We start from the raw sequence: 14,966 nt of genomic DNA, 5'->3' as shown, positions 1-14,966 counted from the left end.
ACTAACATTGGACTTAACCATTTTTCAAGCAAAGGAATGCAATAGATTAAAGACCATAGAAGCGCACATTATATATAAAAGTCGCTTTAAATCGATGACTTAAGAAATAGAATAGCAGGAATTACCGCGGCATCGACCACGGTATTGCAACGCTCCGTATGGACCCCGCTATCAAGTAGCGGGGGTTCAATCTCTAAAAAATGGCTAAAGTCGAGTTAAAACGTATCTGGCTTAAGCTTGATCTTACTCAAAATGACTTTATTTTTTAATTAAATACAACTACAGAATTTTGCTTTACAGAATGATCCTTCTCTGCCCTTTGCACGAACTCTTTGAAGAAAGTCCGAGCCGTTTTGCCTGAGCGATTTGTCAGAGCCTCCCAGCCTTCATTATGGCCATTATCCAAACGACGAGCAGTTTCCATCTTTCTATCGCTTTTAAGGCTTTCTCTGGCTTCAGACAAGGAAGTCAATGCTTCACCTATTTTTTCCTTGGAGCAAGGATCTCCTGCAGTGCGTGTCACAGAAACTAATGCATCTATCTTCGCTTTTTTATCGCGTCTTTCTGAAGTCAGTTCCTTATGGATAGAAGCATAGTGAGGAATAACCGCATCATCAATTCGATTTTCTCTTATATTTTTCCTTGAGCGGACCACGATATAGTCTCTGTATTCTTCAGGAATATTTTTGAAAGCTTCGCCTGCATTAATTTCCCATTTTGCCAAAACAACACCTAATTTGATGAATGGTAATCAGTATCGTTAAAAGTGAATACGTGCAACGACCTCCAACTCGTGGATCGCGGATGGACAGAAAACAATGAAACAAATATTGATTTTTTCCAAATTTACGCGTACTTTCTAACACAATCAGGCTCCTTCTTAAGATTTTTATAATCTACGTCGGTCAACGTAGGTGCCTGATTATTAACACTTTCTATTTTAATTTGCCAGATAAATCAACTCTCTCTTCTACAGTTGAGATACTCTTATCGTTTGATTTTTGAACTTTGATGAAATCGCCCTGGAAAAAATTCTGGGTTCGAATTCCTCGTTTGAATTTATGAATAAAGGCTCGGCTTTCTTGTTTGTGCAGTGCGCTTTAAGTGCATCCGCACAAACAATCTTCAGAGGTTAAGAGACGAGTTGGATATAATCTTCAGCCAGTAGATCGGCTTGATGAGGTGTTGTAAAAAAGGCATTGAGTTCACCTTTTGGATTAAACAACATCACAGCCCCACTGTGCTGGATATCGTAATTTTCAGCGTCATCCTTACTTAAGGCTACTTTGGCATAGGCGATTCCCATTTCGCGGGTTAAGGTTTTTATGCGTTCGTTATCGCCACGAGCTCCGTAAAAATGCTTGTCGAACGCCGTGACATAATGACTTAATTTATCTAAGCTGTCGCGCTCAGGATCGATGGATACCATCACGACTTTTGGCATGGTTTTAATGCCTTTTTTCTCAAGTAGTCGATACATTTTTCCTAATTCTGCCATGGTGGTGGGACATACATATCCACAGTTGGTAAAGCCGAAAAACACCATGGTCCATTGTCCCTTCATGCTGTCATTGGTAAAGGGCTTTTGATCAATACCGGTTAATTGAAAAGAATTCACAGGACGCGGTTGCTCTAAATAGGTTCCGTGAAATTTATTGGTGTCAATTTTTTTGGAGAAAGGAAGGTGCTGAGCAACAAAAACACCAAGCATTAAGGCTGCAAAAGCCAACACCCCCACCACGGTTAATTTAACACGCTGAGCTTGATTTGCCATTTTATCCCCTTACAAATAATGATCAGTTAATAAAAACAAAAACAATAACATTAAATAGATTATCGAAAAACGAAACGTCTGCATCGCAATCACCGCACGCTCAAAACGATACAATTTTATCGCCCAAAACAAAAAACGCGCCCCCAGAATGGATGCTCCTGCAAGATATAACCAGCCGCTCATGCCCACAGCAAAAGGAAGTATACTGACGGCAAATAATAAAATGGTATATAACAGAACATTCAGTTTAGTAAATGCAATGCCATGGGTTACGGGCAGCATGGGAATTTTGGCATGTTTGTATTCTTCGAAGCGATAAATAGCCAATGCCCAGAAATGAGGTGGTGTCCAGGTAAAAATAATGAGCACTAAAAGCAGAGCTTCTGGATTAAGTTGATTGGTTACAGCGGTCCATCCAAGCAATGGAGGTGCAGCTCCTGCCAGACCACCAATCACAATATTCTGGGGGGTGGCTCGCTTCAAATAACCAGTATAGATGCCCGCATAACCTATCAAGGTCAAAAAAGTCAGCAAGGCAGTAAGTAGATTGACACAACAAATTAAAATCATCAGCCCGCTTATACCCAGAATCACAGCAAAAGTGAGGGCCCGCAAAACAGAAATGCGGCCATGTGCAACAGGTCTTTTTTTCGTGCGGGCCATGATGGCATCGATACGTCTGTCCACCAGGTGATTGATGGTCGCTGCACTGCCAGCACAAAGACCTATGCCGGACAAAGCGGTCAGTATCAAACTAAAAGACAACCAACCCGGGGTTGCCAAATACATGCCAACCAAAGCCGTTAATAACATTAACATAACCACACGCGGCTTACATAATTCCATGTAATCCCGCCAGGTCACCGATAAACGCTGCATGATCTCAATTTGCATAGCCCCCTCTCCTTGATTTCGTCAAATGCAGCATGGTAAAGAGTGTCGCCAGAAGCAAAGCCGCAACACCATTATGAGCAACAGCAACGGGTAGCGGAAGCAAATATATCACATTCATTACCCCCAAGGTAAATTGAATGAGCACTAACACCAGAGCCAGTGCCGCAGCCATGAAAAGAACAGAGCGAGGCTTGCTTCTGACCAAAACTGTGCTGGATAGCGCCAACACATATAAAGCAGTAATGATCGCGCCCACACGATGAACCATTTGAATGGATACCCTCACTTCATTCTCTAATAGCCCTCCCTGATAATTGGCACCGACGGGTGAAAACAGATTAAAGCCTTCAGAAAAATGCATGCTTGGCCAAAACACACCATTACAGCTTGGGAATCCCACACAGGACACACCGGCATAATTAGCGCTGACCCATCCTCCCAAAGCAATTTGGCAAAAGACAATGATGACTGCAAGCCCGATCCAGAGCCGATAGGATGGCAGATTTTCTGTAGGCCATTCACTGAGTTCAGCACGAAAACGGCACAGACTGGAAAAAATCATAATGCCGCCTAATAAATGAGCCATAACAACCACTGGCAGTAATTTTAAGGTCACCGTCCACATTCCCAATAAAGCCTGGAAAATCACCAGAAATAACAAAAACACCGGTAAATGCCAAGGCAAATGGTATCCCTTTCTGTGCTTATGCCAAACGGTGAGCAGCATTCCGAAAATCAACAAAGCAAGCATTCCTGCTGCATATCGATGAACCATTTCCGTCCAGGCCTTGCTCTTTTCAATGGGAAGCTGTGGATACTTGATCTGAGCATGATTTAAACCCTCATTTGTTGATGGCAAAACCATGCGTCCATAGCAGCCAGGCCAGTCCGGACAACCTAATCCGGCATCCGTCAATCGGGTATAAGCACCCAGCATAACCACACATAATGCGAGAAACATGGCAAGGGTGGCCATCTTTTTTAACGGTTTAACTGACATCTGAGTGCCCACTCCCTTTTCCAGGTAATGCTAACAAATGTTTCAAGTCTTTATAAATATCATCAGGAGAGCCTTTCACAGGATAGGACAACACCAAATCCAGATTCGGGCTCACCAGTAGAATTTTAGGTCGCAGTTGCAGAGTTTTTCTTAAGGCATCATTCTTGGCTGATAAAGTATAAAACCCAGTATTTTGTTTTTTTATTTGATTTAACCCTTCTTCTGTCGGTATTGTCGCATCTGCATCTAACAGTAGCCAGGTTTCCACTTCATAAAAATGCCTGCCCAAAGACAAACGTATTCTTGCAAGTTTATCAAGTTGTTGTAAACAATCCTTCTCACAGCGATCAAAGCCCCAATAGAGCAGTTTCCACTTAGCTGAATCGCCTAAGGGCACCATCTTTACTGAGGATTGCAGCAATTGACCTTTATTGCTTGTTCCTATAGGGATTAATTTTGGATTTTTATAAAGAAAAATCGCCACAAGACCAGGTGCAGTAAATAGCAAAAACAATAAAGCAGGAATGATTAATCGGTGACTCAAGCGGTTTTTCATGGTTGTTTCTTACCGTTTAATGCGAAAAATATAATTGTAACCAGCAATGCCATAGCAAACCATTGCCATGCATAAGCAAAATGGCGTTGGGGAGGCATGCTGACCACCGCCCACTCACGTACAAATCCATTGGCTTCTTTTTCATCAAGGCGAATAATAAACGGATAGACTTTTTTTTGCAAAATATAGCTCAACTTTTGTACATCAATATGCTCTATCACTGTTCGATTTTTATCTTTTCTCTCCATCATCGGCCCTAAAGAAATCAAATTTTTCAAGGGATAATAACTTGCACCATGTACGACCTGTATTGCCAATGGAACATTGACCTCGGGAAGTTCTCTGCGCATCACATCACCTTTAATCCATCCTCTGTCTACAAGAATCACGCTGTCTTTATCCTGCTGCAATTGTAAAGGAGAGAGGACATGATAGCCAAATTGATGCTGATAATGTTGGTTATCAAAGAAAAATAATTGAGGCATGAATTGCCCCCTGACGCTGATTTTTCGATATTGTTCTGGCAAGGGCATACCTGACTGCCAATGCCTTGCTGGCTGTTTTGCCAGACTGGCTTGAGCCGCCAGCATGTTTTGTTTTGCGTGCCCACGAGCTATTTGCCAGAAACCTAAGCGTAAAAATAACAAAACAAACGCCCCGCTCAGCAAAATCATGGGCCAACTTGGGGTGAATCGATGATTAAAAAAAGATAAACTAGGCATCACATCAATAATTGACTGAAACTTTCAGCAAAAAAACGGAGTATAGCAAAAAATGATGACTAAAATCTTTATTCTTCTCGCTATGTTGATCATTTTAATCGCTTTAGGCAGTGGGCTTATTTTCTTAGTGAGGGATGGAGGAAAAAGTAAACGCACTGTGAAAGCACTTACCTGGCGTATTGGGATATCCCTTGCTTTGTTTATTTTTTTATTGATTGCCTTCAGCCTAGGATTGATTGAACCACATTCGCTTTAATAACCCATGTTACATGGCTGCCTGACAAAAAGGTTATAATCTATGTTCCTGCGAAGCTGATAAAGTATTTTTACCAGCTTGGTATTCGAATTGGAAAATTTGAAACTGAAACAGAGTGAGAGATTCAACCACTTTGCGCCGATTCAACAAATAGAACAACAAAGATTCAATCACTTTGCAAACATCCTTTTAATATCTATTTGCATGCCCTAGATTCCATAACAACGTCGGTTCGCTTCATAATTTTGTAATTTGTCGTTTACATCATCATATATTTTCTCGAATTCCGGATCATTTTTTAGAAAAATTAATGCCCTTTTTATATCTGGAAAAATATATTCCTTTTGCAATGTCGGAGCATTAAAAAAAGGTTTTTTATTGCGCTGCTTTATAAACCTATTCTCACGAAAGGAAAGTTCTATTAGATATAATTGATCAACATGGTCTTTTTTAATTTTTATTGAGCTTATTGATGAAAGTTGAGTATTGTTATTTTCATATAATACGCTTTCATTAGGTTTCTTCTTTTTTTGATTTATATTGCGATCATTTTTCTCTCTTTTAAACATTTTTTTCCTTACTGTTTTTATAGCCTATATACTGGGGCAACTTTTTTGATTATTTATATTTACGGCATCAACATTTTGTTTGTGCTTGTTATTGGGATTTCCAAAAAAGGTGAGGTCTCGATTTTTAATTACTGTTCTTTTATCACTATTAATTAATCCCTGATAAAAATCATTGAGTTGTATTTCAATAGAAGAATATTGCTTAATTAATTCTTTTTTTAAATAAGACAGTATCTCAAATAATTCATCTCCTTTGGGTTGTTCTCTAGGATCCATGGATACCATTTTAGAAATGATAAAAAAGAAAGAACTATGAATATCCCCTCTGTTTTGCTGATTAAACTCATCCAGGAATGTTGGAGGATTTTCTTTAAAATTTTTCTGCGATTCTTCATAGGAAGTCATCTTTTGATAAAGTAATTGAGGTATATTTAAATGGCATGATTGTTCATAAAATCCCTTTTTTGCCAAGATATTCAATACTTGTCCCAGAGCATAGATGTCATTGTTTGTTGTCCGATTAAATGAATTTTCATTGATGCATCTAGGGTGTAAATATAACGCTGAACCTTTCACTTCCTGCTCAAGTTCTTCCTTATCTCCCAAAATATCCGTTGCGCACCCTAAATCTAACAAGCACCACTTGCCTAGATGAAAACCAATATTATGTAATTTAATGTCTCGATGCACGATACCATTACTGTGCATATAATTTATAGCTTTTAATAAATCAAGTGCCAACTGAATACATAAAGCAAGGTGAAGATTTGGATTGGTGCTCCTTAAAGAAAATAAGATATTTTTTTGTTCTTTAAATAAATCACCAAGAATTAATTCACAAAAAGGATATAGCGCATAATTTCTTCCTTTATTTTCCAGATGAGCGATGAGCTTTATAATATTGTGTTCTTCAGAGCTTTTATCATGCTTTGTAAGACTGGAATTCAATTTTATTTCTTTTGTTATATCATCAGCTTCTCCTCCTTTAAGAGCACACCAAAATAATTCTTCTTCATTATCTGGAGCCTTTATCTTTACAGACACCTTATAAACATCACCATAACTACCACTCGCAATGTGTTTTTTCTTTCTAAGGTTTATTGTAGCCAGGCGATGGACAAGAAGGCTCTTAACTTCTCCAGATAATCTACGAGACTTTTTTTTATTACCCATGTTTTTTACTCCATTAAAAAAGTACCACCATTTTTGAGAGTTATCATCGGCTGACATTTTTCATTGATGCCTCCTTTTCCACGAAACGAAGTATAAATTATTTGAAGTTAATCAGCGAATCACCTTTCATTCCTACCTAAATCCTAAATAATTATCAATGTTCAGATCTGCGTAATTCACGACATATTTTTAAGATTCATTTAAGTTTTTATTGATAAATTGAGTTAATTTTATGCAACTGGAATATTAAATGATTAATCCTGACATTTTAATTCGAGAGATAGAAACTCTTTTATGTTCTATCAATGATCGATTTCACCAAGATAATGGACGTGATTTTAGCTGGGAAAATAGAAGGAATGGGCAAGGCGAATTGTCCCAAATGGTTAGTGAATTGATGACAAAAAAACAAGCAAAATTAATATATGATGAGCTATCTAAAGTATTACCGGCGGCTGTATCCGTAGTTAAGTCGAGAAGAGCTGAAGGTGAGAGCAGTTATCGGGTCATGATTAGTCTGAAGAAGTGTCAAAAAGATTTAACAGAAAGCATCTACATTAACTCTTTTTTAAACAGCGTTCGTAAATTCCCCAGTGTTCATTGGTCGCACACAGAAGAGGGAAATATCAAAGCCATTTACCCCATTCAATGTAAACAGTATTACAAATTGCTGTGCCAAGCGTTAAATGAATTTAATTCTGGTATTAATGTAGAATGCTTTGAGTATTCGAAAAACGAAAATGGTGAACTGGTTGTTATAGGTCATATCGATAATATTAGAACGGTGATTGATCATCATAAAATTCAATGCTTGAATATTTTGGAAAAATACCTCAAGGATGTTGAAGGTATTTCGAATGTCACTTTGTATGCAGATGTTGAGAGATTTAACAGTTACTATGCTTACTTAATTGTAAATAATGCACATGACAGTGGTTTACCAGGTTTGACCTTCCAAGTTAAAGATACTAAATCTTATGAGCAGGCGAAGATATGCTTTCCCGATATTATTGAGTGCAAACCAAATGGTTACATAAATTCCGATGGGGACGAAAACACCAATCGTGAGATAGGAGTAAAAGTGCGTTACATGGATGATATGGCCTATTTATTAACGCGTAAACTGTATCAAAATATTCATGAAGCGCGTAGTGATTTCTGTGAGCAGTTGTGGGCTTTGAAAACCAAAGGGAGTTTCTATGCCAGTAATCTTCGCTTTTTCCCACAGGATATTACCAGATACATTTATAAAAATGTTTGCTCAGACAATGCCTATCTTACCCAAGATGAAATCATGGATGCTATTCTAAAAATAGAGGCCAACTCGCTTTCAGAAGAAATGAAGACATATACCTCAAATGGCTTTGTTGGATCGCTCAATTAATAATCGCGTATTGATCTTACTTATAAATGTATTAATATCTATATTGGTTTTAAGAGATATAAGTTAAACCATATCGTTGATTGATTAACTCATGAGTGATTAAATTCAGGGTCTATTTATGCGCATCATCACTGCTTTTTTTCTGTTTCTTTGGCATCAGGTTTATGCTGATACCATGGATCATTACATGAGCATTGCCGACAACATACCCAAAATGGAAATGAAAGCTGATTCACAATCCCAGGCTTGGGCTCGCTCAGCTCGTAATGTGTTGATCATCACCTGTGAAAGTATCGCTGAAACGATAAATCAGGCAAATGTCTATGCACAAAAGCAGGATAACCCTTTTTTTTGCCTGCCTGCAAACAAGCAACTTACAGCCAGTGTTTTGAATGAATTGATTCAGCAGACTTATAAAGAAATACCTGAGTTGCAAAAAGACAGAATGACCGTCTCAGAAGTGGCATGGATTGCGGTAAAAAAGAACTTCCCATGTAAACAACGTTCAACTCATGCTAAACAAATGGAACATGTGAGCGCATTGTTCAGCCATTAAGACCCATCACAAGACGAATCGAAAAAACGTAGTAAAGGATGCATCATGACTTTTCGCCCAGTCTGCACTTAAACCCGAGCTTCCTTAAAGACTTATAGACCATAGAGCACCGTTACAAAACCTCTTGCAAAGCCTCGCTTATATACTGTCACATACGGTAATGATTTTATTCTGCCGATCATAGGTACACAGCCCGAAATATTTATCTGCGTCTGCGTCCACAGGCTGCTTGTCAAAAATGGAAAAATAGTAGGAATCAAAGCTATCACTACCCGCTCTGCTTTGCCACCATTGATAATATTGTTGCTCTGCCAGCAGACTTGCATGAGGATTCTGGGCATCAGAACTATGACTTGGCCAGCCTTCTTCCGTAACGATAACCTCTTTTTCCTTAAATTTCGCATGGTTTTTTATGGCTTCATACCGGTTGTTAAATTCTGTTTGAGCGGCTTGCACATCAGGCTGCTGAGGACTCCAGAAAGGATAAATATTGGCCCCAAGAAAATCGATTTTACCGATAATATCATTAGGGTCATCGTTGGCCAGTTTTAGCCAGGCGCCATCTTGTTGCGCACTACCAACACGAATGTTAAGCCCGGTTAAAGCTTGTTTAATGGTCGTAATATCTTTGGCGATTCTGGCCTGCATCGCTCGATTGGGTTGTGTAAAATTCCAGTTATAGATATCTTCATTTCCAACCACAATACCAATAATACAATTTGGATATTGCTTAGCACTTTCAATCGCTTTTTCAACCTGAATTTCAGTAGCCTTTTCGCACCAGTTGGCACAGTTATCCCTGTCGGGATTGAATTCAAAAACGCCTAGCATTAAACGCAAACCAGCGGGACAGGCCAAATCAGCGAAGTTAAATGATCGTTGGCCGTCAATGGTTGACAGACTGGAATAAAATGTTTTTACTGCCGTAAAACCTGCGTTTTTAAGGATGGTAAAATCTTTAGACACTTCTTCTTTCATTGTGCCAATGTTGTTCGCTGCCTGAGCTTTGGTAAAGATTACACTGTGTGCCGGATCGTAATTAATGCCTCTTTCTATGGCAAAAACAGGAAAGGCTAAAAGCAATGAGGATAAAAAAATAGCGGCTCTCATATCTTATCCTTTTTATTATTGGGATGATTGTTATTTTAGCTCATCCTTCTTTTTTTTACCTGTCACTAATGGTAAAAAACATGCAATTTTCAACAGATATCTTGCACTATGGCATTTCTTCAGATAGAAATGAAGCAAATGGAGTGAGAAATAGTTTAGATAATGGGCATTGCGGAGCGCCAGTTTCAATATTGCAGCCATTATAATCCTTCCAATGGTCTATCTTAATCAGCGTTTTTTATCTACAATAGTCCTTTAACCAAATTTCAATTGTTATGTTTAAACCTTTAGCGCTATTTATTGGCCTGCGTTACACCCGTGCTAAAAAAAAGAACCATTTTGTTTCTTTTATTTCCTTAAGTTCCATGTTAGGAATTGCATTGGGTGTTATGGTATTAATCACGGTGCTTTCAGTAATGAACGGCTTTGATGAGGAAATTCATCAACGCTTCTTCGGTATGGCTCCCGAAATAACGATCACCGGGCAGGATAATCAAATCGATGACTGGAAAACGCTGGCCGAAAAACTGGAAAAGGAAAAAGGGATAAAAGCCGTTGCGCCTTATGTTGGTGGACAAGGCTTGCTCACCCATGAAGGACAGGTCTTACCCATTGTTCTGACCGGAATTCTGCCGGAAAGAGAAAAAGATGTGACCCATCTACAGGATAAGCTGATTGCAGGTAAAATGTCTGATCTGGAGCATTTTGGTATGATTCTCGGCCGCGGTCTCGCCGATCGGCTGGGGGTAATGTTAGGTGATAAAGTCACCATCATGATTCCGCAGGCAACTGTAACGCCAGCAGGGATGATCCCACGTTTCAAGCGCTTCACGGTAAAAGGTATTTTTTCAGCCGGGTCAGGGTTTAATTTTGATACACAGCTGGCCTTTATTAATCTGAAAGATTCGCAGAAACTTTTAAGACTTGGCGATAATGTCAGTGGTGTAAAAATGAAAATCAATCAGATTTATCAGGCACCAGAAATTTCAGCGGACCTATCCTTTCGCCTTGGTCCTTCCTATCAGGTGGGGAACTGGACACAGCAGTTCGGTGCTTTTTTCCAGGCCGTTAAACTTGAAAAAACAATGATGTTTCTCATTTTATTGCTCATCATCGCTGTGGCCGCATTTAACCTGGTATCTTCACTGGTGATGGTGGTGAACGACAAACAGGCTGAAATTGCCATTTTACGCACAATAGGCGCCTCCCCTTCTAATATACTTTGGATATTTATTGTCCAGGGGATGATGGTTGGAATTGTCGGTACCGTTTTGGGCATGATTGGAGGGCTGCTGCTTGCATCCAATGCCACTGAGATTGTGAATTCCTTACAATCCTTTTTTAATGTACAGGTACTTTCATCCAGTATTTATTTCGTGGATTACCTCCCTTCCAAAATTTTAATCAGTGATTTGTGGCATATCTGCGTCGCAGCACTATTCATGAGTTTTGTTGCCACCATTTATCCGGCATGGCGTGCATCAAGAACGGTCATTGCGGAGGCACTGCATTATGAGTAAACCCATTATTGAATGTCAAAATTTGTATAAATCATACCATGATGGTACTTCAACGGTAGAAGTGCTGAATGGGATCGACTTTACCATCCGCCCTGCAGATAGAGTTGCCATTGTAGGTCCATCAGGCTCTGGCAAAAGCACGTTACTGCACCTTTTAGGTGGCCTTGATAAACCCACGCAGGGAGAAGTCCTTATTCAAAATGAAAACTGGCAGAAATTGAATGAAAAAAAACGCTGTCGGTTACGAAATCAGCAATTAGGATTTATTTATCAGTTTCATCACCTTCTTCCTGAATTTACCGCTCTTGAGAACACAGCCATGCCTTTATTACTGGCGGGTTTGACCATTGAACATGCGCGTCAGCAAGCACATGAAATATTAAAGAATGTTGGACTGGCAAACCGAGAAACACATAAGCCATCCCAGCTTTCCGGAGGCGAGCGTCAGCGAGTCGCCATTGCCCGAGCCTTAGCCCACAAGCCTAAATGCGTGCTTGCCGATGAACCGACAGGGAATCTTGATCAGCATACAGCGAGTAAAATTTTTGAGCTGATGCTTGAAATAAATGAAAAAATGAAAACGGCTTTGGTGATTGTAACGCACGATCAGCAGTTAGCAGAAAAAATGGATGAAAAGTTCATATTACAGGAAGGGAAATTAGCCCCTTAACTTTCTTCTTAATAAACCTCGACGTAAGCATCATGACAAAGCGAAATAAATTATATCCTGCGAGGCAAAAGGAGGGCCTAGTTGAGCTGGTTCGAGCATTTTGGCCTCCTTTTAACGAAGCAAGATACCATTATCGAAGTTTAGCAGTAATGCTTACGTCGAGTTGAGATTAATAAAGTTCTGGTTGCAAAATAGATCTCGTAGTTCCTGCAAAAGTAGAAGAAGAATTCCTTTTTAATGGTCACCTTCGGATAAGATAATAGTTAAATTTTTGAAATATAATCAATAATTTGTTAGTGTACGCCGTTGGTTCAATATTTCTGTTAGTGATCAGATTTAAGCCGGCATTTAGTTTAACTCATAGTCATATTGAGATTTTCATTGTGAATAAAAAACTTAGCTTTCTTGCCTTTTTCAATTCATTACCATTATATGCAGGAGCTATGGGCGAAGTTGTTCCCCCTGATTATCCTTGGTTTGCTTCTATAAGCACAGGTTATTCTTGGACTGAGAAACCAGGCATTAAGAATCCGGATCCGGCTGTTTGGGATCCTGCTATTCAAGGTTATGACGCCAGTTTAGGTGACAGAGGTTTTTACACTTTTGCTATTGGCAAACAAGTTCATCAATACGTTGATATTAGTGTTAGTTATTTAAATCATGAAGTATTTGATTATCAAAAATTTCAATCAGGTGCTCTGGCTGGTCAACCGGGTTTTACGGGTAATGAGAGAACTCGCTTTTTCCGATTATCTAACCGTGCACTCTTGGTGAATGGTTTTTTGCATCCTGATAGAAGCTGGGCTAATTTCCTGGGTATTGAACTGATGCCATTTGTTGGAGATGGAATTGGTTTTTCTCACAATGAAGTGCGTGATTTTCATACTATAGGAAACATAGTCGTTGCTGGAATACCTATTGGCTCCACCAGCTCTGTTGGCAAGCCATCGAGTAAATAGCTTCTCCTGGCAAGGATCCCTGGGTTTAAATTTCCGACCTGCTCAAAGTCATTTAAGTGTAGATATCGGTTATCGCTATTTCGATGGAGGAAAATTTGAAGGTCCTTCATTAGTATATACTAACTCCGCGGGTTGGCTCTCTGCCCCGCCTTGGAGAGGTCGATTGAAAGCAAATCAAGGTTTTGTTGAGTTTAAGTATTCTCACAAGCACCACTGGATGATGTGGTGCATTGTGCAAAAGTTTTATTTTAATAAAAATTAATAGTCCACATGTCCGGGCGTACGTGGAAATGGAATAACGTCACGCACATTGGGAAGACCCGTAACATAGCTAATCAGGCGCTCAAATCCAAGACCAAAACCAGCATGAGGCACTGTGCCATAACGGCGCAAATCACGATACCAGTGATAAAACTCCTTATCTAAATGGCATTCATCCATGCGCTGATCCAGTATATGCAATCTCTCTTCCCGCTGACTGCCCCCGATAATTTCGCCAATACCAGGTGCAAGCACGTCCATTGCCGCAACGGTCTTGCCATCGTCGTTAAGGCGCATGTAAAAACCCTTCACCTCTTTAGGATAATCCGTAATGATCACTGGTTTCTTGCATAATTCCTCAGCCAGATAACGTTCATGCTCGGACTGTAAATCCAGCCCCCAGTGCACTGGAAATTCAAAAGTTCGCTCCGCTTTTTCAAGAGCCGTTATAGCATCGGTATACGTCATGATTTCAAAATCCGATTCAACGATATGCTCCAGACGCTCAATACAACCGGGAGAAACAAACTGATTGAAAAAATCCATGTCGTCAGGACGCTCATCCAATACGGTCTTACACAAGTATCTAAGCAATGACTGACTCAAATCACAGATATCCGCTAAAGTGGCAAAGGCTAATTCTGGCTCAATCATCCAGAACTCGGCAAGATGTCGACTGGTATTTGAATTTTCAGCACGGAAAGTCGGTCCAAACGTGTATACTTTAGACATCGCCAGACAATAGGCTTCAGCATTTAACTGACCAGAAACAGTGAGATAAGTTTCACGACCAAAAAAATCTTTGCTGAAATCTATTTCCCCTTTCTCTGTTTTAGGTAGATTCAACAAATCCAGCGTAGACACGCGAAATAACTCGCCAGCACCTTCACAATCACTGGCTGTAATGATAGGCGTATGAATCCAGAAATAGCCTTTCTCATGAAAAAATCGATGGATGGCTTGTGCCAAACAATGGCGAATACGCGTTGCAGCACCGATGGTATTTGTCCTTGGGCGTAAATGCGCTACCTCACGTAAAAATTCCAAGGTATGACGCTTAGCTTGTATGGGATAATTGTCTGGATTTTCAACCCAGCCGATAACCTCTATTTTTTCGGCCTGAACTTCAAATGATTGTCCTTTACCCTGGGAAACAACCAATTTCCCAGTGGCTATAATTGCACAACCGGAAGTTAATTTAAGAATTTCCTGCTCATAGTTATCCAATTGTTTAACAGCCACAATCTGTATAGGTGAAAAACATGAACCGTCTTGTAAGCTGATAAAAGAAAGTCCTGCTTTGGAATCACGCCGTGTTTTTACCCATCCCTGGACAGTAACAGTATGATCCACACTGATTTCACCTTCCACGCATTGCTTCACAGTAAAAACTTCTGACATTAGATACTCCGCATAAATCAAAAATAAGTTAAACTGAATGTTTAATATATATATAAAATATGATGTTCAATTTTTTTGAATTCCTGTGCGGGAGGCTGTCGATGTAAACCTGGAATGAATACCGCGATCGCTCACCTTTAAAAAAGTCGAACATCTCGTAT

Annotated in this window: 16 protein-coding genes and 1 pseudogene; 6 read left to right on the top strand and 11 right to left on the bottom strand. The window is 39.7% G+C overall.

The window, feature by feature from the left end; all coding sequences use genetic code 11:
- Positions 1-265: 265 nt before the first annotated feature.
- The 7 genes and pseudogenes from E4T55_RS09360 to E4T55_RS09335 form a co-directional block, all read right to left on the bottom strand.
- Positions 266-724, bottom strand: a complete 459-nt coding sequence (locus E4T55_RS09360; protein ID WP_058501934.1) for a hypothetical protein — start codon at positions 722-724, stop codon at positions 266-268.
- A 4-nt stretch (positions 725-728) separates the two neighbouring features.
- A pseudogene (locus tag E4T55_RS15215) lies at positions 729-866 on the bottom strand (ISAs1-like element ISCbu1 family transposase); the annotation flags it as partial.
- 266 nt (positions 867-1,132) lie between these two features.
- Complete coding sequence (locus E4T55_RS09355; protein ID WP_058502597.1) at positions 1,133-1,774, bottom strand: SCO family protein; 642 nt, start codon at positions 1,772-1,774, stop codon at positions 1,133-1,135.
- 9 nt (positions 1,775-1,783) lie between these two features.
- On the bottom strand, positions 1,784-2,668 hold the full coding sequence (gene cyoE, locus E4T55_RS09350; protein ID WP_058502598.1) for a heme o synthase: 885 nt from the start codon (positions 2,666-2,668) through the stop codon (positions 1,784-1,786).
- Complete coding sequence (locus tag E4T55_RS09345; protein WP_058502599.1) at positions 2,658-3,668, bottom strand: COX15/CtaA family protein; 1,011 nt, start codon at positions 3,666-3,668, stop codon at positions 2,658-2,660. The genes cyoE and E4T55_RS09345 overlap by 11 nt, the downstream gene beginning before the upstream one ends.
- Positions 3,658-4,224 (bottom strand): hypothetical protein, encoded by a 567-nt coding sequence (locus E4T55_RS09340; RefSeq protein WP_058502600.1) that lies wholly within the window; start codon positions 4,222-4,224, stop codon positions 3,658-3,660. Before E4T55_RS09340 ends, E4T55_RS09345 begins: the two co-directional genes overlap by 11 nt.
- A complete protein-coding gene (locus E4T55_RS09335; RefSeq protein ID WP_394367478.1) occupies positions 4,221-4,898 on the bottom strand; it encodes an SURF1 family protein in 678 nt (225 codons plus the stop codon). The genes E4T55_RS09340 and E4T55_RS09335 overlap by 4 nt, the downstream gene beginning before the upstream one ends.
- 100 nt (positions 4,899-4,998) lie before the next feature.
- Here E4T55_RS09335 and E4T55_RS09330 point away from each other — a divergent pair, with 100 nt between their 5' ends.
- Positions 4,999-5,202: a twin transmembrane helix small protein gene (locus tag E4T55_RS09330; RefSeq protein ID WP_058502602.1), complete on the top strand. Its 204-nt coding sequence runs from the start codon at positions 4,999-5,001 to the stop codon at positions 5,200-5,202.
- 209 nt (positions 5,203-5,411) lie between these two features.
- On the opposite strand, the gene E4T55_RS09325 is transcribed toward E4T55_RS09330, so the two are convergent.
- Together E4T55_RS09325 and E4T55_RS09320 are read right to left on the bottom strand one after the other, a co-directional pair.
- Entirely contained in the window at positions 5,412-5,771 is a 360-nt protein-coding gene (locus tag E4T55_RS09325; RefSeq protein ID WP_058502603.1) for a hypothetical protein, read from the bottom strand.
- A 24-nt stretch (positions 5,772-5,795) separates the two neighbouring features.
- Positions 5,796-7,001: a protein kinase domain-containing protein gene (locus E4T55_RS09320; protein WP_058502604.1), complete on the bottom strand. Its 1,206-nt coding sequence runs from the start codon at positions 6,999-7,001 to the stop codon at positions 5,796-5,798.
- Between the two features lie 193 nt (positions 7,002-7,194).
- Here E4T55_RS09320 and E4T55_RS09315 point away from each other — a divergent pair, with 193 nt between their 5' ends.
- Both E4T55_RS09315 and E4T55_RS09310 read left to right on the top strand, forming a co-directional pair.
- Positions 7,195-8,328: a hypothetical protein gene (locus tag E4T55_RS09315; protein ID WP_058502605.1), complete on the top strand. Its 1,134-nt coding sequence runs from the start codon at positions 7,195-7,197 to the stop codon at positions 8,326-8,328.
- A 118-nt stretch (positions 8,329-8,446) separates the two neighbouring features.
- Positions 8,447-8,884, top strand: coding sequence for a hypothetical protein (locus tag E4T55_RS09310; protein ID WP_058502606.1), 438 nt, complete (start codon positions 8,447-8,449; stop codon positions 8,882-8,884).
- A gap of 138 nt (positions 8,885-9,022) precedes the next feature.
- Here E4T55_RS09310 and E4T55_RS09305 read toward each other — a convergent pair whose 3' ends face one another.
- A complete protein-coding gene (locus tag E4T55_RS09305) occupies positions 9,023-9,994 on the bottom strand; it encodes a glycoside hydrolase family 17 protein (protein ID WP_058502607.1) in 972 nt (323 codons plus the stop codon).
- Positions 9,995-10,269: 275 nt separating this feature from the next.
- Here E4T55_RS09305 and E4T55_RS09300 point away from each other — a divergent pair, with 275 nt between their 5' ends.
- The 3 genes from E4T55_RS09300 to E4T55_RS09290 all read left to right on the top strand — a co-directional run bounded on the left by E4T55_RS09300 (position 10,270) and on the right by E4T55_RS09290 (position 13,143).
- Positions 10,270-11,514 (top strand): lipoprotein-releasing ABC transporter permease subunit, encoded by a 1,245-nt coding sequence (locus E4T55_RS09300; RefSeq protein WP_058502608.1) that lies wholly within the window; start codon positions 10,270-10,272, stop codon positions 11,512-11,514.
- Positions 11,507-12,184: a lipoprotein-releasing ABC transporter ATP-binding protein LolD gene (gene lolD, locus E4T55_RS09295; protein ID WP_058502609.1), complete on the top strand. Its 678-nt coding sequence runs from the start codon at positions 11,507-11,509 to the stop codon at positions 12,182-12,184. Before E4T55_RS09300 ends, lolD begins: the two co-directional genes overlap by 8 nt.
- Before the next feature lie 383 nt (positions 12,185-12,567).
- Entirely contained in the window at positions 12,568-13,143 is a 576-nt protein-coding gene (locus E4T55_RS09290; protein ID WP_223168240.1) for a porin family protein, read from the top strand.
- A gap of 258 nt (positions 13,144-13,401) precedes the next feature.
- Here the strand turns inward: E4T55_RS09290 and asnS are convergent, their stop codons facing one another.
- Positions 13,402-14,805: an asparagine--tRNA ligase gene (asnS, locus tag E4T55_RS09285; protein ID WP_058502610.1), complete on the bottom strand. Its 1,404-nt coding sequence runs from the start codon at positions 14,803-14,805 to the stop codon at positions 13,402-13,404.
- Between the last annotated feature and the right edge of the window lie 161 nt (positions 14,806-14,966).

This window comes from Legionella israelensis, assembly GCF_004571175.1.
Taxonomy (GTDB): domain Bacteria; phylum Pseudomonadota; class Gammaproteobacteria; order Legionellales; family Legionellaceae; genus Legionella_D; species Legionella_D israelensis.
Note: the sequence above shows the minus strand (reverse complement) of the source record. Positions and strands in the feature narration are given on the sequence as shown.

Excerpts from the sequence above, each read along its gene's own strand:
- lolD (WP_058502609.1), top strand. The coding sequence starts at position 11,507 with ATGAGTAAACCCATTATTGAATGTCAAAATTTGTATAAATCATACCAT.
- E4T55_RS09315 (WP_058502605.1), top strand. The coding sequence starts at position 7,195 with ATGATTAATCCTGACATTTTAATTCGAGAGATAGAAACTCTTTTATGT.
- E4T55_RS09300 (WP_058502608.1), top strand. The coding sequence starts at position 10,270 with ATGTTTAAACCTTTAGCGCTATTTATTGGCCTGCGTTACACCCGTGCT.
- E4T55_RS09355 (WP_058502597.1), bottom strand. The coding sequence starts at position 1,774 with ATGGCAAATCAAGCTCAGCGTGTTAAATTAACCGTGGTGGGGGTGTTG.
- asnS (WP_058502610.1), bottom strand. The coding sequence starts at position 14,805 with ATGTCAGAAGTTTTTACTGTGAAGCAATGCGTGGAAGGTGAAATCAGT.
- E4T55_RS09330 (WP_058502602.1), top strand. The coding sequence starts at position 4,999 with ATGATGACTAAAATCTTTATTCTTCTCGCTATGTTGATCATTTTAATC.
- E4T55_RS09305 (WP_058502607.1), bottom strand. The coding sequence starts at position 9,994 with ATGAGAGCCGCTATTTTTTTATCCTCATTGCTTTTAGCCTTTCCTGTT.
- E4T55_RS09335 (WP_394367478.1), bottom strand. The coding sequence starts at position 4,898 with ATGATTTTGCTGAGCGGGGCGTTTGTTTTGTTATTTTTACGCTTAGGT.
- E4T55_RS09310 (WP_058502606.1), top strand. The coding sequence starts at position 8,447 with ATGCGCATCATCACTGCTTTTTTTCTGTTTCTTTGGCATCAGGTTTAT.
- E4T55_RS09320 (WP_058502604.1), bottom strand. The coding sequence starts at position 7,001 with ATGTCAGCCGATGATAACTCTCAAAAATGGTGGTACTTTTTTAATGGA.
- E4T55_RS09325 (WP_058502603.1), bottom strand. The coding sequence starts at position 5,771 with ATGTTTAAAAGAGAGAAAAATGATCGCAATATAAATCAAAAAAAGAAG.
- E4T55_RS09340 (WP_058502600.1), bottom strand. The coding sequence starts at position 4,224 with ATGAAAAACCGCTTGAGTCACCGATTAATCATTCCTGCTTTATTGTTT.
- E4T55_RS09345 (WP_058502599.1), bottom strand. The coding sequence starts at position 3,668 with ATGTCAGTTAAACCGTTAAAAAAGATGGCCACCCTTGCCATGTTTCTC.
- cyoE (WP_058502598.1), bottom strand. The coding sequence starts at position 2,668 with ATGCAAATTGAGATCATGCAGCGTTTATCGGTGACCTGGCGGGATTAC.